Source organism: Serratia bockelmannii, assembly GCF_008011855.1.
Taxonomy (GTDB): domain Bacteria; phylum Pseudomonadota; class Gammaproteobacteria; order Enterobacterales; family Enterobacteriaceae; genus Serratia; species Serratia bockelmannii.
The window spans coordinates 1,121,151-1,143,035 of record NZ_VOUX01000033.1 but is presented as its reverse complement, the minus strand read 5'-3'; the positions used below and the strand labels follow the sequence as shown (position 1 = coordinate 1,143,035).

Sequence of the window (21,885 nt, the reverse complement as noted above, 5' to 3'; positions counted from 1 at the left end):
TCACGTTCTCAGAATAATAACCGCGGCAGGGTATTTTCGGGCGGTGCCGTTTCAGGGGCAGGGTGACGGCGCGTGAGGGAATGCATCGCCTCCTGGAAGAGAACAGTTAAGGTCCTTAATTAATAAACTCGTGATAAATTCACGCCGCGTTATTTATTCGCGAGTGATTGTCGCAGTCTTGACGAGAGCAGATTGTATGCCTGTGGAAAAGAAAAAAGGAATAAGCCGATTAACCTACAGCATAAGGAATTCCTGGGCCGGGTTTATTGACGCCGTGCTTACCGAAGATGCGTTCCGCCAATTATTGGTTATTAACGCCATTTTACTGGTTGTTACATTTGGTTTAGATATTACAAATATAGAGCGGCTGTTATTAATCACCTGCAGTTTTCTGCTATTGGTGGTTGAACTGCTTAATACGGCGATTGAAACCGTGGTCGATCGCATTTCGCTGGAATTACATCCGTTATCCAAACGCGCCAAAGATTTGGGCGGCGCAGCGCAGCTGGTGGCCGTGGTGATGACTATCATTATTTGGGGAATGGTGCTGCTGGGGCGATAGGGGCTTTGGTGGCTCAACCAGCAAGCCGGTTGCCGTGGCGATATAAGCGGTTATCATCGTTGTTTTGCGTCCTCTGCCATTTCAGCAAGGAGAGTTGGCCGTTATGCCCGTGAATTTTGATCTCAACGATCTTTATGCGTTTCGCGCGCTGGTGGAGTACGGCAATTTTCGGCTGGCCGCAGAGTCCATCTGCCTGTCGCAGTCGGCATTGAGCCGCAGGATTGAGAAGCTGGAAAACGCGCTGGGCATCAAATTGTTCGACCGCACCACCCGGCGCGTGACCTTGACGCTGTACGGGCAGGCCTTCGCCGAACGTTCGGAGCAGTTACTGATGAACGTCGAAGCGGTGATGGCCGATATCGATAAGGTCAGCCAGGAGCGGGTGGGGCTGGTCACCGTCGCCACGGTGCCATCGGCGGCCTACTATTTCATGCCCGACGTGATACGCCGTTTCCGGCTTCGCTATCCGCGCGTGCGCGTTAAGCTGATCGACGGCAGCGCAGGCAATGTCATCGAGGCGGTCACCGGCGGCCAGGCCGATTTCGGCATCTGCTTCGCCGGGCGGCTGCAGCCTAATCTTGAGTTTGTGCCGTTGGTGGGGGATGTCTACGTGGCCGCCTGCCGGCGCGACCATCCGCTCGCCGGTAAAAAGAGCCTCACCTGGCGGGAGTTTTATCAGCAGGATTACGTGTCGCTGGATAAAACCTCCGGCAATCGCAATCTGCTCGATCAGCGCCTGGAACACCTCGTGCCGGAACGCCCCAGCGTGTGTGAAACTCGCCATGTGACGACCATGCTGGGCATGGTTGAGGCGGGCATCGGCATTGCCGCCGTGCCCGCCATGTCGATGCCCGCTTCAGAGCATTCAGTGTTGACGTCGGTGCCGCTGGTTGATCCGGTGGTGAAACGCACCGTAGGCCTCATCAGACGCGGCGGCCGCATGCAGTCTTTCGTCGCCGCCGAGCTGGAAAAGCTGATTACTGAACAGTATCACTCTGCCTGACCGGCTGCGGCGCCGGCACGGTTCGCATGCCGGTCGCGCGAATGGTCGGCTGCGCCTGAGAGGAGGCGAGGAAGTCCAGCAGCGCTCTGCCTTCGCGGCGGTGCTCCGCCTTGGCGGTCACCGCGCCCGCGAAGCGGGTGATGTACTGCACGTTTTCCGGCAGCTCGCCGATAAAGGTCACGCCCGCCACGGGTAGCAATTCGCTGACCTGCTGGAAGCCCAGTGCGTATTTCCCCTGCGCCACTTCAGAGGCCACCGGAATGCGCTCAACCTTATGCGCTTTCCCTTTCACCTGTTCCTCGATACCCAGCTTTTTAAACAGTTGGCCGCTGACATAGCGGCCGCTGGCGCTGTCGGAATAGGCGAAAGAGTCCGCCTGCAGCAGGACCTTGCGCAGGTCGGCATCCGTTTTTACCACCGGCTTGGGCGCGCCCTGTTTGACCACCATTCCGATCGGCGAATCGGCCAGCTCCACGCGCGAACCTGGCTGGGTCCAGCGCTCTTTTTCCAGTTGGGTGAGCGCGTCGCCCACCATGATCAGCACATCGGCTTTCTCTCCGCGCACCAGCCGCGCGGGGATCGCCTGCGGCGTTTTGCCCATGGAGGGGCCGGACACCAGAATGATTTTATCGCCGCTTTGGGCTTCATATTCCGGGGCCAGTTTCTCCAGTGCGGCTTTGAAGCCGCCGGAGATCATCACGGTCACGTCTTTGGCCAGCGCCGCCGTACTGCAGGAGGCGCACACCAGCAGGGTGAGGATCGAACGAGTGAGTTTCTGCATGACATGATTCCTTTTGAGATGGCGGCTTAGCGTGCGGTTTGCAGCGGCATGGCGATGCGGCGGTACAGATACAGCGTCGCCAGCAGGGCGCACAGCGCGGCGAAGCTCATCCAGTAACCCGGTGAAGCCTTGTCGCCGGTGTATTCGATCAGCGCGGTGGAGACCACCGGCGTAAAGCCGCCGAACACCGCCGTCGCCAGGCTGTAGGCCAGCGAGAAGCCGGCGACCCGCACCTCCGTTGGCATGATCTCCGTCAAGGCCGGGATCATCGCGCCGTTGTAGAGGCCGTAAATGAAGGACAGCCACAGCAGCACGGCCAGCATCATGCTGAAGCTGGGGGCGGCGGCGAGCAGGCTGAGCGCCGGGTAGGCGGTGGCCAGGGTCAGCAGCGCCATGGCGACCAACACCGGTTTGCGGCCGAAGCGATCCGACAGCGCGCCGCCGATGGGCAGCCAGATGAAGTTGGAAATCGCGACCAGTAAGGTGACCAGCAAGCTGTCGGAGGCGCTGAGCAGCAGCACCTTTTTGCCGAAGGTCGGCGCATAGACGGTGATCAGGTAAAACGCGGTGGTGGTCATGGCGACCATCAGCATGCCGGCGATCACCACCGGCCAGTTTTTCAGCAGGGTTTTAAACACGTCGCGCATCGCCAGGTGGTGACGTCGGGCGGTAAATTCCTGCGTCTCTTCCAGCTTGCGGCGCAGGAGGAAGATAAAGGGAACGATCAGGCAGCCGAACAGGAAAGGCAGGCGCCAGCCCCATTCGCGAATGGCGCTTTCTTCCAGCGCCGCATTGAGCGCGAAGCCCATGGCCGCCGCCACCATGATAGCCACCTGCTGGCTGCCGGACTGCCAGCTGGTGTAGAAGCCCTTACGGCCCGGCGTGGCGATCTCGGCCAGATAGACGGACACGCCGCCCAGCTCCGCGCCCGCCGAGAAGCCTTGCAACAGGCGTCCGCACAGCACCAGCAGCGGCGCCCAAAGCCCGATGCTCTGGTAAGAGGGGATCAATACGATCAGGAAGGTGCCCGTAGCCATGATCGACAGGGTCACGATCAGCCCTTTGCGGCGGCCGACTTTATCGATGTAAGCGCCCAGCACGATGGCGCCAATGGGGCGCATCAGAAAACCGGCGCCGAATACCGCGAAGGTCATCATCAGCGAGGCAAATTCGCTGCTGGCCGGGAAAAAGGTGTGTGCGATGTAGGTAGCGTAAAAGCCGAACAGAAAGAAGTCGAACTGTTCCAGAAAGTTGCCGGAGGTGACGCGCAGGATCGCGCTGGCTCTGGCCCGGATGGTCATGGGTGAGGAAGAGGAATGCATCTTTATCTCCAGTTTGCGATTGGCGCCTGACGCCGCGCCTGTTGCTGAAGACTCGCTCAGGAAAATAAAGTAAATAAGCGCAATAAACGCATGGCGCGATGCGTTTGACGCATCAATCGGCGTTAACAATGTTGCCTAACCCGATGTAACGTGGCGTTAACAAGTTTGTCGCTCATTGCCCGCTGCGCAGAACGCCGAAAACGTTATGCGCTTTTTGTGACAGGGTTCATAAAGGGGCGGCGGGGAAGCGCCCCGTGCCTCTGAACGATTGTTCGATACCGTACGTAAAAAGATGAATACCTCGCACTGCGTTTGCAAAATACGTGGATGTACGTTCAGCCTTGCAGTATCCACGTATGCCTTTGCATGTTATCCCTGCGCCTCTCTGCTATAGCTTTACATCTATATAGTTACTGATCTATATTTTAGGGAGATCCCGTGTGGGAAATTAAAACAACGGATGCATTTGATCATTGGTACAGATCGCTCAGCGATGCCGATCGGGCCGGCGTACTTGCCGCATTGATGGTCCTGCGGGAAAAGGGGCCGGGGCTGCCCAGACCCTATGCCGATACGGTTAAAGGCTCACGTTACAGCAATATGAAAGAGTTGCGCATTCAGTGCCGAGGCGAACCGTTGCGGGCATTCTTCGCTTTCGATCCGTACCGTATTGGCATCGTGCTTTGCGCGGGCAATAAAGCTGGTAATGAAAAGCGTTTTTACGATCGGATGATCCAGGTTGCCGATCGGGAATTCACGAACTGGCTGAACACATTAAACGAGAAGGAGTGACGCGATGGGCAGAACGTTGGAACAGCTTATTGCGGATGAAAAGCCCGAGGTCGTGGCCAAAGCGCAGGCGCTGGCGGCGGACATCATGCTGAACATTCACCTTGCCGAGCTGCGTGAAAAAGTACAGAAAACGCAGGTTGAAATGGCGCAGGCGCTGGGGATCAGGCAGCCGACCGTTGCCGTGATGGAAAAACCGGGCCGCGATCTGAAACTGTCTTCGCTTAAACGCTATGTTGAGGCGGCCGGCGGCAAACTGCGCCTGGACATCGAACTGCCGGACGGCTCTCACTACGAGTTTGTGCTGTAAGCGCTAACGGCAGAAAGGCACAAAGCCCGCTCAGGTTTCCCCGAGCGGGCTTTGCGTACCTGGGATGCTTTGAAACAACCAGGCGGCCGTAAAAGCAAAGAGGCGCAAGACGGGCAGGCTGTCTGAGCGCTTTCGTTTGGGCCGGATAGCGTTAAACAAGCCACCCACACTCCCTTCGCGATGTCTTGCTTGCCCGGAGCCGTCTCCTTGCCTTTTAGCTGAAACGATACAAATTATATTGATAAGTAGCTCGTTTCATGTGCAAAAACTCAACGTCTTTCATTAAAACTGCGATGAAATTCGTATTTTTATCGCGCTATTTCGTCAAATACTCACCCGGTGAAGCTCATCACATTTCTTTAACCTGCTTAACAGTAGATTTTCCTTGTTTATAAAAAATCGATTCAGCTAAAGGGGAAGGGAAATGAAAAAGACATGGGTGATGGCGGTGTTTTCGGCCCTGATTTCAGGGCAGGCGGCGGCGCAGAGTTGGGTGCTGACCAGCGCTGAAGATGGTGTGGAGAAAGGAAACTGGAAGATTTCGAGTGAGGCGCTGAAGATTAAGGATAAAACGTTCAGCATTGAGCAGAAGGTGTTGCACGGCGGTAAGCAAGAAGGCAGCAAAGTCGTGATTATCCGCAGCGAGGATGGCCTGACCATCACGCTGAGTCCCACCCGCGGCATGAACCTCCTGCGGGCAGAAGGATTTGGCGCGAAAATGGGATGGGATTCCCCGGTCAAAGAGGTGGTCAACCCCGCCTTTATCAACCTGGAAAGCCGCAATGGGCTCGGCTGGCTGGAAGGTTTCAATGAGATGATGGTGCGTTGTGGCTATGAGTGGACCGGTCATCCGGTGACCGAAGGAGGGCAAATGTACACGTTGCACGGCAAAGCGGGCAATACGCCGGCCTCGCGGGTTGAGGTTGAGGTCGCGGATACGGCGCCGTATGAAATTCGTGTTCGCGGCCTGATCAAAGAGAGCACATTCAAAAAAGCCGATCTGCAAACCCTGACCGAATTGCGCTATGTGCCCGGCAGCAACAGTTTCCGCCTGCATGATGTGTTAACCAACCGGGCGGATTATCCCCATGACTACCAGATTATTTATCACAGCAATTTCGGCGCACCGATTCTGGAAAATGGCGCCCGCTTCCTGGCGCCGATGGCCAGCATCAGCCCGTTTAACGACTATGCCAAAGCCGGGCTGAAGACCTGGGCAACCTATGCCGGTCCAACCAAAGGGTTCGATGAAATGGTCTTTAACATTAAGCCATTATCGGATCCGAATCATCAGACACTGGCGGCGCTGGTCAATAACGCGGGCGACAAAGGGGTGGCGATTCAGTTCGATACCCGCCAGTTGCCCGTCCTGACGCTGTGGAAGAATACCGATACGTTAAAACAGGGGTATGTCACGGGGATTGAGCCGGGCACCAGCTATGCCTACCCGGTCACTATCGAGCGCGAACAAAAACGCGTTAAGCAGCTGCAGCCAGGCGCCAGTGCGCAGTTTGATCTGACCTATACCTTGCTGCACAGCAAAGCACAGGTGGCGGATCTGGAGCAGAAGATTGCGGATATTCAGGGCAAGGTAAAAATTGATGAGAATGACGCGCCGATAGCCAAAGAGTAACGCTGCCTGTCGATGCATTTAGCGTTAAAGCAAAAAGCCCGCTTAAGTTTCCTTAAGCGGGCTTCTCTAAATATGGCTCCTCTGACTGGACTCGAACCAGTGACATACGGATTAACAGTCCGCCGTTCTACCGACTGAACTACAGAGGAATCGTGTGAACGGGGCGAATAATAGCGGGGCGCCTGGGGTTTGTCAAAGCGCTAAACTGCAAAAAAAGTGCGTTTGCTGAGGGAATGAGCACCTTGCGCTGTTTTTCGGCATTTTCCATCGCTATGCGTTGATTTTTGCATCCCAAATCGTTTTGACGCCGCTTGCACACGCCTTTGCACGGCGATGGTGCAGGGCCGTTCTCCCTCCCATACTTCCTCTCGCGTTAGCCGTATTGCCCAGTCCCCGGCTAACGCCGCCACACGCCGCGCCGCAACTGATATGTAGGATGAATAAGCAAACAATATGTATTCGTCGTCACAATGGCTGGATTTTTGCTTACCCATTTTTGGGGAATGCGACTGCGCTCTCAAGAAAATTATTTTCCCCGTCTACACATAAAGTGACTGATCCGCGCCCCAGGGCGTTTCGCTACAACAGTGCTGAGGAAGATAACAATGTCATCGAAATTGATAAAAAGTCCGCTCGCTGCTTTGCTCATCGGTTGTTTAGGTACGGCGTTTTCCGCGCAGGCCGATATTGTCATCGGCGTCGCCGGGCCGTTCTCCGGGCCGAACGCCACTTACGGCGATCAGTATTGGCGCGGGGCTTCGCAGGCGGCGGCGGATATCAACGCCGCCGGCGGCATCAAAGGGGAAAAAATCAAGCTGGTGCAGGGGGATGACGCCTGCGAACCGAAACAGGCGGTCGCGGTCGCCAACCGGCTGGTGGATCAGGACAAGGTCTCGGCGGTGGTCGGCCACTTCTGCTCCTCTTCCACCATGCCCGCCTCCGAGGTGTATGACGAGGCCGGCATCATCGCCATTACCCCCGGCTCCACCAACCCGCAGATCACCGAGCGCGGCATGAAGACGATGTTCCGCATGTGCGGGCGCGACGATCAGCAGGGGGTGATCGCCACCAACTACATGCTGGATACCCTGAAGGCCAAACGCATCGCGGTGATCCACGATAAAGACACCTACGGCCAGGGGCTGGCGGACGCAGCGAAGGCGGCAATGAACAAGCGCGGGGTCAAGGAAGTGCTGTATGAGGGGCTGTCGCGCGGTGAGAAAGACTTCAACGCGCTGGTGACCAAGATCGCCTCGGTCAAGCCGGACGTGGTCTACTTCGGCGGCTGCCATCCGGAAGCCGGGCCGCTGGTGCGCCAGATGCGCGAGCAGGGCGTGACCGCCAAGTTCTTCTCCGGCGACTGCGTGGTGACCGAAGAGCTGGTGACCGCCGCCGGCGGGCCGCAGTACACCAACGGCGTGCTGATGACCTTCGGCAACGATCCGCGTCAGATCGCGGAAGGCAAGGCGGTGATCGCCAAGTTCCGCGCCAGCGGTTTTGAACCGGAAGGGTACACCCTCTACTCCTATGCCTCGATCCAGGCGATCGCCGCCGCCTTCAACGCCACCGGCGGCAAAGACAGCGCCAAGGCCGCCGAATGGCTGAAGTCGCACGATGTCGACACCGTGATGGGCAAAAAAGCCTGGGATCAGAAGGGCGACCTGAAGGTCTCGGACTACGTGGTCTATCAGTGGGATGACAAGGGCAAATATCACCAGCTTTGAACAACCCAATACTGACGTTGTGACTCTATGACAGACGGGCTCGCCGCCCTGGCGAGCCCGTTCCTCGATGACCTTTGGGCCGCGTCGGACTGCGTTGGCGGCCTTACCAGGCGAGACTGCTCATTATGGATGTATTCTTTCTGCAACAGCTGATCAACGGCCTGACCCTCGGTGCGGTGTATGGCCTAATCGCCATTGGCTACACCATGGTTTACGGCATTATCGGTATGATCAACTTCGCTCACGGCGAGGTGTACATGATCTCCGCCTACCTGTGCGCCATCGGTTTGGCGCTGCTGTCGTTCTTCGGGCTGCACTCGTTCCCGTTGCTGATCCTCGGCACGCTGGTGTTCACCATCGTTATCACCGGGGTGTACGGCTGGGTGATCGAGCGTATTGCCTACAAGCCGCTGCGCAACTCCACCCGCCTGGCGCCGCTGATCTCCGCCATCGGCATGTCGTTAATCCTGCAAAACTACGCGCAGATAAGCCAGGGGCCGCGCCAGCAGGGTATCCCTACGCTGCTGAGCGGCGTATTCCGCCTGGAGTTCGACGGCGGCGTGCTGCAGATCACCTACACCAAGGTGTTCATTCTGGTGGCGTCTCTGCTCGGCATGGCGATCCTCACCTACATCATTCAGCGTACCCGGCTGGGGCGCATCTGCCGCGCGACCCAGCAGGATCGCAAAATGGCCTCGATTCTCGGCATCAATACCGATCGGGTGATCTCGCTGGTGTTTGTGATCGGCGCCGCCATGGCCGGGCTGGCCGGGGTGCTGATCACCATGAACTACGGCACCTTCGATTTTTACGTCGGTTTTATCATCGGCATCAAGGCCTTCACCGCCGCGGTGCTGGGCGGCATTGGCTCGCTGCCGGGCGCCATGCTGGGCGGGTTGCTGCTCGGGGTGGCGGAGGCGCAGTTCGCCGGCATGGTGAACTCGGATTACAAGGACGTGTTCTCCTTCGGGTTGCTGGTGGCGATCCTGATCTTCCGTCCGCAGGGGCTGCTCGGCCGGCCGCTGATCGCCAAGGTTTAAGGAGAACGCCATGTCGCAATCCGTGATCAACGGCGGGCTGGACGTTAAACGCAGCCTGCTGGACGCCGTCTTGGCCGGGCTGATCGCCCTGATCGTGTTCGGGCCGATCGTCGGCATCGTGCTGAACGGCTACAGCTTCAACTTCGAACCGCACCGGCTGGTGTGGATTATCGTCGCGGTGATGGTCGGGCGGCTGCTGCTGAGCCTGTTCCTGCAAACCGCGCCGGGGCGCAGAATGCTGGCGCGCTTCGACGGCGGCAACGACGGCGTCTACGTACGGCCGCTGGGTTATAAATCCAACCTGCGCTGGATCTTGCCGCTGATGGCGGCGATCGCGCTGCTGTTTCCGTTCGTCGCCACCAAATACCTGCTGACGGTGGCGATCCTCGGCCTGATCTACGTGCTGCTCGGGCTGGGGCTGAACATCGTGGTCGGGTTGGCGGGGCTGCTCGATCTGGGGTACGTGGCGTTTTACGCCATCGGCGCCTACGGGTTGGCGTTGGGCTACCAGTATCTCGGGCTGGGGTTTTGGGCGATGCTGCCGCTGGGGGCGCTGATGGCGGCGTTGGCGGGCGCGCTGCTGGGTTTCCCGGTGCTGCGCATGCACGGCGACTACCTGGCGATCGTCACGCTCGGGTTCGGCGAGATCATCCGGCTGGTGCTGAACAACTGGATGTCGCTCACCGGCGGGCCGAACGGCATTTCGGTGCCGGCGCCGACGGTGTTCGGCCTGGAATTCGGCCGGCGCGCCAAAGACGGCGGCGTGCCGATCCACGAGTTTCTCGGCATCGATTACAACCCGAATCTCAAGTTCATTTTCATCTACGCGGTGCTGTTTTTGGTGGTGCTGCTGGTGCTGTACATCAAGCACCGGCTGACGCGCATGCCGATCGGCCGCGCCTGGGAGGCGCTGCGCGAAGATGAGATCGCCTGCCGCTCTCTCGGGCTGAACCACGTGCTGGTGAAGCTGTCGGCGTTTATGCTGGGCGCCTCTACCGCCGGGCTGGCGGGGGTGTTTTTCGCCACCTATCAGGGCTTTGTCAACCCGACCTCGTTCACCTTCTTCGAGTCGGCGCTGATCCTGGCGATCGTGGTATTGGGCGGCATGGGGTCTACCCTTGGCGTTGTGCTGGCGGCCTTCGTGCTGACGGTGGCGCCGGAGCTGCTGCGCAGCTTTGCCGAATACCGGGTGCTGTTGTTCGGCGTGCTGATGGTGGCGATGATGATCTGGCGGCCGCGCGGGCTGGTGCGCATCAGCCGCGCCAGCTTTGCGGAACGCAAGGGGGTGGCGCCATGAGCGACGCCATTTTGCGGGTGGAACACCTGATGATGCGCTTTGGCGGCATCAAGGCGCTGAACGACGTCAATCTGGAGGTGGAGCGCGGCTCCATCACCGCCCTGATCGGCCCCAACGGCGCCGGCAAGACCACGGTGTTCAACTGCCTGACCGGTTTTTACCGCGCCACCGGCGGCGCGATCCTGCTCAATACCCACAAGCGGCCAACCGATGTGATCCAGGTGCTGGGGCAGAAGTTTCGCGCCGGTGATTGGATACGCCCGAAGCGGCTCGGTTCGCGCCTCTATTACAAGATGTTCGGCGGCACCCACCTGGTCAACCGCGCCGGGCTGGCGCGTACCTTCCAGAATATCCGCCTGTTCCGCGAAATGTCGGTGGTGGAGAACCTGCTGGTGGCGCAGCACATGCAGAGTAACCGCAACCTGATCGCCGGGGTGCTGAATACGCCGGGCTACCGCCGGGCGGAAAGCGCCGCGCTCGATCACGCCTTCTACTGGCTGGAGGTGGTAGATCTGGTGGACTGCGCCAACCGGCTGGCGGGGGAGATGTCCTACGGCCAGCAGCGGCGGCTGGAGATCGCGCGCGCCATGTGCACCGCGCCGGAAATGATCTGCCTTGATGAGCCGGCCGCCGGGCTGAACCCGGTGGAGACGGCCACGCTGAGCCGCATCATCCGTTTTCTGCGCCAGCATCACGGCATCACGGTGCTGCTGATCGAGCATGACATGGGCATGGTGATGGAGATCTCCGATCGGGTGATCGTGCTCGATCACGGCGACGTGATCGCCCGCGGCACGCCGCAGGAGATCCAGCACAACGAGGCGGTGATCGCCGCCTACCTGGGCGCGGACGAAGAGGAGCTGGCGGGATGAGCGAGGCGATGCTGGAATTTCGCGAAGTGGACGTGTTTTACGGGCCGATCCAGGCGCTGCGTCAGGTGTCGCTGCAGGTTAACGCCGGGGAGACGGTGGCGCTGATCGGCGCCAACGGCGCGGGCAAATCCACGCTGTTGATGTCGATCTTCGGCCAGCCGCGCATCGCCGGCGGGCAGATCCTGTTTGGCGGCGAGGACATCAGCCGCCGCTCCACGCACTTTGTTGCCAGCAGCGGCATCGCGCAGGCGCCGGAAGGGCGGCGCATCTTTCCGGACATGAGCGTAGAGGAGAACCTGCTGATGGGCACCATCACCGTCGGCAATCGCTACCTGGAGGAGGATTTGCCGCGCATGTTCGAGCTGTTTCCGCGCCTGAAAGAGCGGCGCAACCAGCGGGCGATGACCATGTCCGGCGGTGAGCAGCAGATGTTGGCGATCGCCCGCGCGCTGATGAGCCGGCCGAAGCTACTGCTGTTGGACGAGCCGAGCCTGGGGCTGGCGCCGATCGTGGTGCGGCAGATCTTCGGCGTGCTGCGCGAGCTGACCCGCAGCGGCATGACGCTGTTTCTGGTGGAGCAGAACGCCAACCACGCGCTGAAGCTGTCCGATCGCGGTTATGTGATGGTCAACGGCCAGATCCGCCTCACCGGCAGCGGCCAGGAGCTGTTGAACGATCCGGAGGTGAGAAAGGCCTATCTGGGCGGCGGCTGAGCGCCGCCCCACGGGCAGGGATGCCCACGTTCATCCCTCGATGGCGCTTCGTTCTTGATCATCGTAGCGCGAGCGGGCCGCTCTGAAGGAGCCGGCGGAGGAGATAATCCACGACCAGAGCGGCAGCATGTTGAGCAGCATCTCTTCCCCCGCGTCGGTGATGGTGTAAACCACGCGGGGCAGTTTTTCCTGATAATCGCAGCGCGATATCAACCCGTCCCGCTCGAGATGGCGCAGCGTCCGCGTCAGCATTCTCTGCGTCACGCCCGCTAATTGGCGGCCTATCTCGCCGTGGCGCAGCGGCCCGTGGGTACCCAGGATATGCAATACCCCCAGCGACCAACGGTTGCCCGCATGCGCGAGGATCTCACGCTTTAGCCCTTCATCGTCGTTGCTCAATGCTTCACAGAACGCCTGTGAAAATTGCAGCAGCGCTTCCCGATCGTTCGTCATATTCCTCTCCGGTATCACGCGTGTACCTAATTGAACCCGTTTTTGTCAGCTGTCAGGATGGCGCAGTGTCAAGACAGGAGGCAAGAATGAAATCCACAAATCCATCTATCAATACCGTGCTCATCCTCGGCGCCGGTGAACTGGGGCTGCCGGTATTGCGTGCGATGAGCCGGCAGGCTCGGTTACACCATGCTTTAAAAATCAGCGTGCTGCTCCGGCCGGAGGCCGCCCGCGCCGTGAGCGGCCCGCATCGTGCGCGGCGGGATGCGCTGGCGCGGCTCGGTATCGCCGTGGTGGAAGGCGATCTGCAGCAAAACGGCGTGGAGGCGCTGAGTGCGCTATTCCGTTCCTTCGACGCGGTGATCAACTGTAGCGGCTTTGTCGGCGGGGCGGGCACGCAGATAAAGATCACCCAGGCCGTCTTGCAAGCGGGCGTGGCGCGCTACTTCCCGTGGCAGTTCGGCGTGGACTACGATGTTGTCGGCAAAGGCAGCGGGCAACAGGTGTGGGATGAACAGCTCGAGGTGCGTCACCTGTTGCGTGCGCAGAAGACGACGGAGTGGGTGATTGTTTCCACGGGCATTTTCACCAGCTACCTGTTTGACTCGAGCTTTGGCGTGGTGGACGCGGCAACCAAAACGGTGCGCGCGCTGGGCGACTGGCGCTACGCGGTGACGCTGACCACTCCCGCGGACATTGGCCGGCTGACGGCCGCGATTTTTTTCCATCGGCCCGCGTTTCGCAACCAGGTAGTCTATATCGCCGGGGACACGCTGACCTACCGCGAGCTTGCCGATGTCATGCAGGCGCACTGGGGCGTTGAGGTCAACAGAGTCTTGTTGGACAAAGAGCGGCTGCAGGAGGAGGTGCGGAACCATCCGCGCGACGTCGGCGCCAAATACCGGCTGGCTTTCGCCCGCCCCGACGGCGTGGCCTGGGATAAGGCGAAAACCTTCAATGCGCGCCAGGGCATAGCCACCACCACCGCCGAGCAGTGGCTGGCGCAGCAATGGCCGATCTCTCAGGACGGTTAGTCGCCTGAGCGCCGGAATCAGAACTGGCGCTGCATCCAGCGCACGTTCAGCCGCACCAGGGCGATGATGGCGCTGGAGAGCAGCCGCAGCCCGCCGGGCATGTCGCGGCGGCGGATGTCCAGCAGCAGTACGGTGCGCACCTGCGCGCTGTCGTTCCACACCTCGTGTTCGAAGGTATCGTCCCACAGCATGAACTCCCCCTCGTGCAGCCGGTATTCGCGGCCGTCCACTTTCAGCACCGCCGCGGGTACGCCGTCGGCGCGTTTGGGCATGTCCAGCACCAGATAGCCGCGCAGAATGCCGCGAAACGGCCCGCGGTGGGGCGGCACCTGCTTGCCGGGCGCGAGGAAGGAGAGCGAGGCGGACAGTACGTCCGGCGACGAAGCGATCAGCGCCGCCAGCGTCGGGCAACGCGCCAGGTTGCGGTCAATCGGCTGGCCGTAGGCCTTCATGATGAACATGCGCCAGTCGCGCGCGTCGTTGGCGGAGATCGATTCCTGCTGGATCATGATCTCGTGAAAACGGGGAATATTGTGCAGATCGTGGGCGACGGTCAGCGCCTCTTCGCGGATCTGCCGCCATTGAGCGGTGAAACGTTCGGCGTCGGGGAACAGCGCGGCGCTGTCGAGCACTGGTTTGCCCTGAATGCGGCGATCGTAAACATTGCGCAATGCGAGCACGGACCAATCATAAATCGCAGACATAATGACCTCGCCTCAGAAAACGCCAAAGGGACACTGCGCGCGGTTCTTCGGCGCGGCGCGTCCTGTGTGGCGGCCGGAGGGGAAGAGCGGCAGGAAAAATTGGTACGCTTCAAGAGATTAGCACAGCATTTGTGCAACCGTGTGTCTGCGAATGTGTCGAAATGCGGCGAAAAAAACCACACAATTAAAGTGTGACGCGTATCGCATTTAGCGGGCCGGTTGGTTAAAATATCGCTACTTGCCCGCACCTGTCCGGATTTTGTTTACCATGGAACACGCTCCCGTTTCGCGCTCAACCGCCTGGTTGCGCGTGGTTATCCTCGCCGTCTCGGCCTTTATCTTCAACACCACCGAATTTATCCCGGTCGGTCTGCTGAGCGATATCGCCGCCAGCTTCTCGATGCAAACCGAACAGGTCGGCCTGATCATTACCATTTATGCCTGGATCGTCGCCGCCGCCTCGTTGGCGTGCATGCTGCTGACCAGCAAAATTGAGCGCCGCAAGCTGCTGATCGGCGTGTTCATGCTGTTTATCGCCAGCCACGTGCTGACCGCCGTGGCCTGGGACTTCACCACGCTGGTTATCTCGCGCGCCGGCGTGGCGCTGGCGCACTCGGTGTTCTGGTCGATCACCGCCTCGCTGGCGATCCGCGTGGCGCCGCCGGGCAAGAAAGCCCAGGCGCTGAGCCTGCTGGCGGGGGGCACCGCGCTGGCGATGGTGCTCGGCCTGCCGCTCGGGCGGGTGGTGGGGCAGTTGCTCGGTTGGCGCATGACCTTTATCGGCATCGCGGTGTGCGCCACCCTGGCGCTGGTGCTGCTGTGGCGCCTGCTGCCGGTACTGAAAAGCGAGCATTCCGGCTCGCTGGCCAGCGTGCCGCTGCTGTTCAAACGCCCGGCGCTGGTGGCGCTGTACATGCTGACTATCATCGTGGTGACGGCGCACTTCACCGCCTACAGCTACATCGAGCCGTTTATCCAGACCGTGGCCGGGCTGTCGGAGAACTTCACCACGCTGATGCTGCTGCTGTTCGGCGCCGCCGGCATCGTCGGCAGCCTGCTGTTCAGCCGCTACAGCGAGCGGTTTCCTTCCGGCTTCTTTATCGGCGCCATCGTGCTGTTGGCCTTGAGCCTGCTGCTGCTGTTGCCGGCCGCCGGCAGCGAAAGCCACCTGACGGTGCTGTGCATCTTCTGGGGCATGGCGATCATGGCGATCGGCCTGTCGATGCAGGCCAAAGTGCTGAGCCTGGCGCCGGACGCTACCGACGTGGCGATGGCGATTTTCTCCGGCCTGTACAACTTCGGCATCGGCAGCGGCGCGCTGCTGGGCAACCAGGTGAGCCTGCATCTGGGCATGGGCAACATCGGCTTCGTCGCCGCGCCGCTGGCGCTGATCGCTCTCGGCTGGTGCCTGCTGAGCGTCTATCGCAGCGAACGGCTGCAGCAGCACCACAGTCGTTAATCCACCGATTCGGGATGCCGCTGCGGCATCCCGCGCTGCATTTTCCTGCTATAAAACAGGCTGCTGCAGCGTTTTATGCTTAACTTTTTTTCATAGTCTGCTAATTAAAAATTTAACTCCGACGCCGCTTCGCTAGCATAGAAAGTCATCAAAAATGTTAATGCGAGGTTAACGGTGAGTGAATCTGTAGCGGCGTCGCCGATCCATGCGCGGGATTTGGCGGCCAGAATTGACGCCTTGCCCGCGTCGGCCGGCCTGTGGCGCTTTATCATTCTGCTGTCGCTGGGCGGCTTTTTCGAACTCTACGATCTGTTCCAGACCGGCTATATCAGCACCGGCCTTATCGCCGACGGCATTTTCCACACCGGCGCGCAGGGCGTCTTCGGCGTGTCGGATCAGGCGGCCTTTGCCTCCGCCACCTTTCTCGGCCTGTTCGTCGGCGCCAGCCTGCTGAGCCCGTACGCCGATCGCTTCGGCCGGCGTGCCACCTTTATGTTCGCCCTGATCTGGTATGGCGCGTTCTCGCTGCTGCTGGCGTTTCAACAGCAGGCGGAATGGGTGATCTTTCTGCGTTTTCTGGTGGGCGTTGGGCTCGGTATCGAGCTGGTGACCATCGACACTTACCTGACGGAATGGGTCCCCGCGCACTTGCGTACCCGGGCTTTCGCCTTCGCGTTCTTCGTGCAGTTTCTGTCGGTGCCGGCGGTGGCGCTGATGTCCTGGTGGCTGGTGCCGCAGACGATTTGGGGCCTGAGCGGCTGGCGCTACGTGGTGATCGCCGGCGCGCTGGCTTCGCTGGTGATCTGGCTGGTGCGCAAGGGGCTGCCGGAGTCGCCGCGTTGGCTGGTGCAGCAGCGGCGCTATGCGCAGGCCCGGCAGGTGATGCGGGACATGGAACGGCGCTGCGGCGTGGCGGTCACGGATTTTCCGTCGCGCCCGGTGGACGATGCCGAGGGGGCGCCGCTGCGCGGCCGCTTTCGCGACATCTGGGCGCCGCAGTATCGCGATCGCACGCTGATGCTGGTGGTGATGAACTTCTTTCAGGCCATCGGCTTCTTCGGCTTCGGCAACTGGCTACCGGCGCTGCTGTCGGGCAAGGGCGCTTCGGTCACCCACAGCTTGCTGTACGCTTTCTTCATCACGCTGGCTTACCCGCTGGGCTCGCTGCTGTGCAGCTTCTACGCCGACAAGATGGAGAACAAGTGGCAGATCGTGTTGTCCTGCCTGGTGACGGTGATCTTCGGCTCGCTGTTCGCACTGCAGAACAACCCGCTGTGGCTGATCCTGTGCGGTTTCTTCATCACCTGGTCCAACGCCTGGCTGACCTACAGCTACCACTCTTACCAGTCCGAGATTTTCCCGACCCATATCCGCGCCCGCGCCGTCGGCTTCTGCTACTCCTTCAGCCGGCTGTCGACGGTGTTCAGCAGCATCATCATCGGCATTATCTTGCAGTACGGCGGTTCGTTGGGGGTGATCGCGTTTATCGTCGCCAGCATGCTGATCGTGATGCTGGTGATCGGGCTGTTCGGCCCGAAAACGCGCGGCATCGATCTGGAAAACATCTGACGTTTTGCGCCGGCGGTGACGCCGGCTGCTTCAGCAAAAAAATTCGCGATCATGCGAAAATTATTCCGTTATCACTGCCTTTGCGCCTGCCGTACTGTTAACCCGCACAAAATCCAATTCGATACCGAGCGGGGAACACGTCATGAGCACCCTTACCGCGCCCGATGGCGCACGCATTTTCTATAAGGATTGGGGCCGCGGCCAGCCGATCCTGTTCTCCCACGGTTGGCCGCTGTCCGCCGACGCCTGGGACAACCAGCTGCTGTTTTTCGGCCAGAGCGGATTCCGCGTGATTGCCCACGATCGCCGCGGCCACGGCCGTTCCGATCAAACCTGGCACGGCAACGACATCAACCAATACGCCGACGATCTGGCTCTGCTGATCGAAACGCTGGATCTGCGCGATCTGATCCTGGTCGGCCATTCCACCGGCGGCGGCGAAGTGGCGCGCTACATCGGCCGTCACGGCAGCGATCGGGTGGCGAAGGTGGTGCTGGTCGGCGCCGTGCCGCCGCTGATGCTGCAAACGCCGGTCAACCCTGAGGGCACGCCGATGGCGGCCTTCGACGGCATTCGCAGCGGCGTGGCGGGCAACCGCTCGCAGTTCTTCAAAGATTTGGCGGTGCCGTTCTATGGCCTCCACTGCGACGAGGTGGAGAGCAATGCGGGGCTGATCGACCACTTCTGGCTGATGAGCATGCAGGGCGGCGTGAAAGGGCAGTACGAGTGTGTGCGCGCGTTCTCCGAAGTGGATTATACCGCCGATCTGCTGGCGATCGACAAGCCGACGCTGCTGGTGCACGGCGATGCCGATCAGATCGTGCCGATCGGTGCCTCGGCGCTGAAAGCCGCTAAGCTTATGCAACAGGCGGAGCTGAATGTTTACGCCGGCGGTTCTCACGGTTTGGCGCAGGTCGATCCCGATCGCTTCAACGCCGATCTGCTGGCCTTCATCCAGAATTCGCCGTTTTAAGGGGGCGCGATGAACCTGACTGCTATCGCCGCCCGCTGCGTACAGCGGCTGCATGCGCCCGCGGTGCGCTGGCTGCTGCTGCTCGCGATTTGTACCGCCTATATTCAGGGCGGATTGGTCAAGGCGTTGAACGTTGAGGGTGCCATCGCCGAAATGACCCACTTCGGCCTGCAGCCGGCGGCGCTGTTCGCCGTGCTGGTGACGCTGCTGGAACTGGCGGCGTCGGCGCTGATCCTGAGCGGTTTTTATCGCTGGCTCGGCGCGTTGGCGCTGGCCGGTTTTACCCTGATGGCGACGCTGATGGCCAATCCGTTCTGGCAGTTCGACGGGGCGGAGCGCGGCCAGATGATGAACGGATTTTTTGAACACCTCGGGCTGGCCGGCGCGCTGTTGCTGGTGGCATTTAACGATTTGAAGGAGCGAACGGATGGCTGAACAGACGGAAAACAAGGCGGCGGCGGGCGGCTTCGCGCCGCTGAAAATCCCATTATTTGCGGTGCTGTGGGGCGCCACGGTGCTCGGCAACGTCGGCAGCTTTATGCGCGACGTCGCCAGCTCGTGGCTGATCACCGACCTGTCGAGCAACCCTTCGGCGGTGGCGCTGATGCAGACCGCCGCTACGCTGCCGGTGTTCCTGCTGGCGATCCCGGCCGGGGTGCTGTCGGACATTCTCGATCGGCGACGCTTTCTGATCTTCGTGCAAATTCTGCTGGCCTGCGTCAGCGGCAGCCTGTTGCTGCTGTCGCAGACCGGCGCGCTGACGGTGGAATACCTGCTGGCGCTGACCTTCGTCGGCGGTATCGGCGCGGCGCTGATGGGGCCGACCTGGCAGGCGATCGTGCCGGAGCTGGTGCCGCGCGCCGAGCTGAAAAACGCTGTGGCGCTGAACTCGCTGGGCATCAACATCGCCCGCTCCATCGGCCCGGCGGCCGGCGGTCTGCTGTTGGCCAGCTTCGGTGCCGGCGCGGCCTACGGCGCGGACGTGATGAGCTATGTGCTGGTGATCGCGGCGCTGCTGTGGTGGAAGCGGCCGAAGGCCGAGGACAGCGGGCTGTCGGAGCATTTCTTCGGCGCCTTCCGCGCCGGGCTGCGCTATGCCCGTTCCAGCCGCGAGCTGCACGTGGTGCTGCTGCGGGCGGCGGTGTTCTTCGCCTTCTCCAGCTCGGTCTGGGCGCTGTTGCCGCTGGTGGCGCGCCGCATGCTGGGCGGCAGCGCCGGTTTCTACGGCGTTCTGCTAGGGGCGGTAGGCGCCGGGGCGATCCTTGGGGCTATTGTGCTGCCGCGTCTGCGCCAGCGGCTGAATGCCGACGGGCTGGTGTTGCTGGCGGCGGTGCTGACGGCGGCGGTAATGGCGGCCCTGTCGCTGGCGCCGCCGCAGTGGCTGGCGGTGGTGCTGCTGCTGGTGCTGGGCGCCGGCTGGATTATCGCGCTGACCACGCTTAACGGCGCGGCGCAGGGCGTGCTGCCCAACTGGGTGCGTGGCCGTGGTCTGGCCATTTACCTGATGGTGTTCAACGGCGCGATGGCGGCGGGCAGCCTGCTGTGGGGACTGGTGGCGCAGGAGCTGGGCGTGGCCGCCACGCTGCTGGTCGGCGGCGTCGGCCTGTTGGCGGCGGGGCTGCTGTTCCACCGCCTACGTCTGCCGACCGGTGAGGCCGATCTGCAGCCGTCGAACCATTGGCCGGAGCCGTTGGTTAACACGCCGGTTGAAAACGATCGCGGCCCGGTCATGATCCAGGTGGAGTACCGCATCCGCGAACAGGACCGGCCGCAGTTCTTGCGCACGCTGCTGATGCTGGAACGGGCGCGCCGCCGCGATGGCGCTTACGCCTGGGGCATCACCGAGCACACCGGCGATCCGGAATGCATCATGGAGTGGTTCCTGGTGGAGTCCTGGGCGGAGCACCTGCGGCAGCACCAGCGGGTGTCGCACGCCGACGCCGACCTGCAGCAGGAGGCGCTGCGCTTCCACATTGGCCCTGAGAAACCGGTGGTGCATCACTTCCTGTCGCTCGACCGGCGTCAGGTGAAGCATTAACTGCACGGCCAGGCGGCGAGAAGGTGCTATGCTTTTGGTCGGTTCGGCGGCGCGGCCGCCGTAAGACGAATGTAGTCAGCACAGGGAGACACATTGATGACGGCACCTTCTGCTTTTGCCCGCGAGCTTGGGCTGCGCTATCCGATCGTTCAGGGGCCGATGAACGGCGCGTCGCCGCCGGCGTTGGCGGTGGCGGTGAGCAACGCCGGGGCGCTGGGATCGTGCGCGGCGGCGCTGTTTTCACCGGCGGTGATCCTCGAACGGGTGCAGCAGATCCGCGCGCAGACCGCCGCGCCGTTCAACATCAATCTGTTTCTGCTCGATGAGCAGCACCCGGATCTCGCCGAGCTCAAGCGCGCCCAGCACCTGCTGCGGCCGTTCCGCGAAGCGCTGGGGCTGAGTGAGCCTCCCATGCCGACCCAATTCGCCGAAAACAACCGCGACCAGATCGCGGCCCTGTTGGAGGCGGCGCCGCCGGTGGTCAGCTTCACCTTCGGCGTGCTGCCGCGCGCCACGGTCACGCAGTTCAAGAAGGCCGGCTCGCGGGTGATCGGCACCGCCACCACGGTGGCGGAAGCCCGCGCCTGGGAAGAGGCGGGCGCCGACTTCGTGTGCGTCTCGGGCTCTGAGGCGGGCGGCCACCGCCCGACCTTCCTCGGCGACATTGAGCAATCCTGCGTCGGCCTGATGGCCCTGCTGCCGCAGGTGGTGGCGGCGGTGAAGATCCCGGCGATCGCCGCAGGCGGCATCATGAACGGGCGCGGCATCGCAGCGGCGCAATTGCTGGGCGCGCAGGCGGCGCAGCTGGGCACCGCGTTCCTGTGCAGCCCGGAGTCGGGCATCGCCGAAGCCTGGCGGGCGGCGCTGCGCAACGCCGGCGATGACAGCACGCGCCTGACGCGCGCCTTCAGCGGCCGCCCGGCGCGCGGCATCGTCAATGATTTCATGCGGCAGATGCGCGCGGAAGAGGCGCAGATCCTGCCTTATCCGGTGCAGAACGCGCTCACCGGCGATATCCGCCAGGCGGCGGCCAAGGCCGGGCGCGGGGAGTTTATGTCGCTGTGGGCCGGGCAGGGCGTGGGCCTGGCGCGGCCGATGCCGGCGGCGGAGCTGGTCGCCACCCTGGCGGCGGAGCTGGAGGCGGTGTGACCTCGTCTGCGCGATTTGGGGGGAGCAACGGAGCCAAAACCGTCGTTTTCTGACCCTGGGCTGGACTGAAAACCAATCTGGCGCGGAATTAGCCACCAAAGAAAACGTCCAGCAAACACTCGGTTGCTGGACGCTGCTTAAAACTCACTTATCGAAGGCACCGGTAATTACTCAATACCGTATTTTTTCTCGGTTACGAATGCGGGTTCTTTCCAGTTCGGTCCCTTCTTACACCCAGAACCATAAGTTCTAGCTGAAAAAACCTGACCACTATCCTCAAGCTTTTTTGTCTCATGGATTAGCTTGATGTTATAAGATTCATACTTCTCAGCAGCTTTATGCCGGCCAAAAAACCGGTCCATTGATGGATACGCTATACCGTTTTCTCCACGACTTACCAGAAATAAAATAACATCGGCCATATCTTCATTTTTAACCATTTCATCAAAATCAATCATTT

The 21,885-nt window shown here is 61.2% G+C and carries 22 protein-coding genes and 1 tRNA gene; 17 read left to right on the top strand and 6 right to left on the bottom strand.

Annotated elements, in window-relative coordinates:
* Positions 1–196 precede the first annotated feature (196 nt).
* Both FOT55_RS21920 and psrA read left to right on the top strand, forming a co-directional pair.
* Positions 197–562, top strand: a complete 366-nt coding sequence (locus FOT55_RS21920; protein ID WP_004935528.1) for a diacylglycerol kinase — start codon at positions 197–199, stop codon at positions 560–562.
* Positions 563–665: 103 nt separating this feature from the next.
* Entirely contained in the window at positions 666–1,565 is a 900-nt protein-coding gene (psrA, locus tag FOT55_RS21915) for an L-proline-binding transcription factor PsrA (RefSeq protein ID WP_046896395.1), read from the top strand.
* Here psrA and FOT55_RS21910 read toward each other — a convergent pair.
* A complete protein-coding gene (locus FOT55_RS21910) occupies positions 1,540–2,346 on the bottom strand; it encodes a substrate-binding domain-containing protein (protein ID WP_147824012.1) in 807 nt (268 codons plus the stop codon). The genes psrA and FOT55_RS21910 overlap by 26 nt on opposite strands.
* Positions 2,347–2,372: 26 nt before the next feature.
* Positions 2,373–3,668: an MFS transporter gene (gene tcuC, locus FOT55_RS21905; RefSeq protein ID WP_147824011.1), complete on the bottom strand. Its 1,296-nt coding sequence runs from the start codon at positions 3,666–3,668 to the stop codon at positions 2,373–2,375.
* 438 nt (positions 3,669–4,106) lie between these two features.
* Between tcuC and FOT55_RS21900 the strand changes: the two genes are divergently transcribed.
* The 3 genes from FOT55_RS21900 (at position 4,107) to FOT55_RS21890 (ending at position 6,400) form a co-directional block, all read left to right on the top strand.
* Positions 4,107–4,460 carry a type II toxin-antitoxin system RelE/ParE family toxin gene (locus FOT55_RS21900; RefSeq protein ID WP_025303493.1) on the top strand — a complete coding sequence of 118 codons (354 nt, stop codon included), beginning with the start codon at positions 4,107–4,109 and terminating at the stop codon, positions 4,458–4,460.
* 4 nt (positions 4,461–4,464) lie between these two features.
* Positions 4,465–4,767, top strand: a complete 303-nt coding sequence (locus FOT55_RS21895; protein ID WP_016927038.1) for a helix-turn-helix domain-containing protein — start codon at positions 4,465–4,467, stop codon at positions 4,765–4,767.
* A gap of 424 nt (positions 4,768–5,191) precedes the next feature.
* Positions 5,192–6,400: an aldose 1-epimerase family protein gene (locus FOT55_RS21890; protein ID WP_043143093.1), complete on the top strand. Its 1,209-nt coding sequence runs from the start codon at positions 5,192–5,194 to the stop codon at positions 6,398–6,400.
* 73 nt (positions 6,401–6,473) lie between these two features.
* Here the strand turns inward: FOT55_RS21890 and FOT55_RS21885 are convergent.
* A tRNA-Asn gene (locus FOT55_RS21885) sits at positions 6,474–6,549 on the bottom strand.
* 456 nt (positions 6,550–7,005) lie between these two features.
* Here FOT55_RS21885 and FOT55_RS21880 point away from each other — a divergent pair.
* From FOT55_RS21880 to FOT55_RS21860, 5 genes are all read left to right on the top strand, one after another.
* A complete protein-coding gene (locus FOT55_RS21880) occupies positions 7,006–8,124 on the top strand; it encodes a branched-chain amino acid ABC transporter substrate-binding protein (protein ID WP_016927040.1) in 1,119 nt (372 codons plus the stop codon).
* 125 nt (positions 8,125–8,249) lie between these two features.
* Complete coding sequence (locus FOT55_RS21875; protein WP_147824010.1) at positions 8,250–9,164, top strand: ABC transporter permease subunit; 915 nt, start codon at positions 8,250–8,252, stop codon at positions 9,162–9,164.
* A gap of 10 nt (positions 9,165–9,174) precedes the next feature.
* Complete coding sequence (gene livM / locus FOT55_RS21870; RefSeq protein ID WP_147824009.1) at positions 9,175–10,461, top strand: high-affinity branched-chain amino acid ABC transporter permease LivM; 1,287 nt, start codon at positions 9,175–9,177, stop codon at positions 10,459–10,461.
* The gene (locus FOT55_RS21865; protein ID WP_025303490.1) at positions 10,458–11,333 is read left to right on the top strand and encodes an ABC transporter ATP-binding protein; all 876 of its coding nucleotides are present in this window, start codon (positions 10,458–10,460) and stop codon (positions 11,331–11,333) included. Before livM ends, FOT55_RS21865 begins: the two co-directional genes overlap by 4 nt.
* On the top strand, positions 11,330–12,046 hold the full coding sequence (locus FOT55_RS21860) for an ABC transporter ATP-binding protein (protein ID WP_004928599.1): 717 nt from the start codon (positions 11,330–11,332) through the stop codon (positions 12,044–12,046). The genes FOT55_RS21865 and FOT55_RS21860 overlap by 4 nt, the downstream gene beginning before the upstream one ends.
* A 30-nt stretch (positions 12,047–12,076) precedes the next feature.
* Here FOT55_RS21860 and FOT55_RS21855 read toward each other — a convergent pair whose 3' ends face one another.
* Positions 12,077–12,499 carry a winged helix-turn-helix transcriptional regulator gene (locus tag FOT55_RS21855; protein ID WP_060433579.1) on the bottom strand — a complete coding sequence of 141 codons (423 nt, stop codon included), beginning with the start codon at positions 12,497–12,499 and terminating at the stop codon, positions 12,077–12,079.
* Between the two features lie 86 nt (positions 12,500–12,585).
* Between FOT55_RS21855 and FOT55_RS21850 the strand changes: the two genes are divergently transcribed.
* A complete protein-coding gene (locus FOT55_RS21850; RefSeq protein WP_089196052.1) occupies positions 12,586–13,533 on the top strand; it encodes an aromatic alcohol reductase in 948 nt (315 codons plus the stop codon).
* Positions 13,534–13,550: 17 nt separating this feature from the next.
* On the opposite strand, the gene FOT55_RS21845 is transcribed toward FOT55_RS21850, so the two are convergent.
* The gene (locus tag FOT55_RS21845) at positions 13,551–14,237 is read right to left on the bottom strand and encodes an aspartyl/asparaginyl beta-hydroxylase domain-containing protein (RefSeq protein ID WP_147824008.1); all 687 of its coding nucleotides are present in this window, start codon (positions 14,235–14,237) and stop codon (positions 13,551–13,553) included.
* 268 nt (positions 14,238–14,505) lie between these two features.
* On the opposite strand from FOT55_RS21845, the gene FOT55_RS21840 reads away from it, so the two are divergent.
* The 6 genes from FOT55_RS21840 (at position 14,506) to FOT55_RS21815 (ending at position 21,425) form a co-directional block, all read left to right on the top strand.
* Positions 14,506–15,696, top strand: coding sequence for a sugar transporter (locus FOT55_RS21840; protein ID WP_025303485.1), 1,191 nt, complete (start codon positions 14,506–14,508; stop codon positions 15,694–15,696).
* Between the two features lie 174 nt (positions 15,697–15,870).
* The gene (locus FOT55_RS21835) at positions 15,871–17,265 is read left to right on the top strand and encodes an MFS transporter (protein WP_187181963.1); all 1,395 of its coding nucleotides are present in this window, start codon (positions 15,871–15,873) and stop codon (positions 17,263–17,265) included.
* Positions 17,266–17,407: 142 nt separating this feature from the next.
* Positions 17,408–18,238 carry an alpha/beta fold hydrolase gene (locus FOT55_RS21830; protein WP_043143107.1) on the top strand — a complete coding sequence of 277 codons (831 nt, stop codon included), beginning with the start codon at positions 17,408–17,410 and terminating at the stop codon, positions 18,236–18,238.
* A gap of 9 nt (positions 18,239–18,247) precedes the next feature.
* The gene (locus FOT55_RS21825; RefSeq protein WP_043143109.1) at positions 18,248–18,673 is read left to right on the top strand and encodes a DoxX family protein; all 426 of its coding nucleotides are present in this window, start codon (positions 18,248–18,250) and stop codon (positions 18,671–18,673) included.
* Positions 18,666–20,276, top strand: coding sequence for an MFS transporter (locus tag FOT55_RS21820; protein ID WP_147824007.1), 1,611 nt, complete (start codon positions 18,666–18,668; stop codon positions 20,274–20,276). The genes FOT55_RS21825 and FOT55_RS21820 overlap by 8 nt, the downstream gene beginning before the upstream one ends.
* 96 nt (positions 20,277–20,372) lie before the next feature.
* Complete coding sequence (locus tag FOT55_RS21815; protein WP_147824006.1) at positions 20,373–21,425, top strand: NAD(P)H-dependent flavin oxidoreductase; 1,053 nt, start codon at positions 20,373–20,375, stop codon at positions 21,423–21,425.
* 167 nt (positions 21,426–21,592) lie between these two features.
* Here FOT55_RS21815 and FOT55_RS21810 read toward each other — a convergent pair whose 3' ends face one another.
* Positions 21,593–21,883 carry a hypothetical protein gene (locus tag FOT55_RS21810; RefSeq protein ID WP_049295977.1) on the bottom strand — a complete coding sequence of 97 codons (291 nt, stop codon included), beginning with the start codon at positions 21,881–21,883 and terminating at the stop codon, positions 21,593–21,595.
* Positions 21,884–21,885 lie beyond the last annotated feature (2 nt).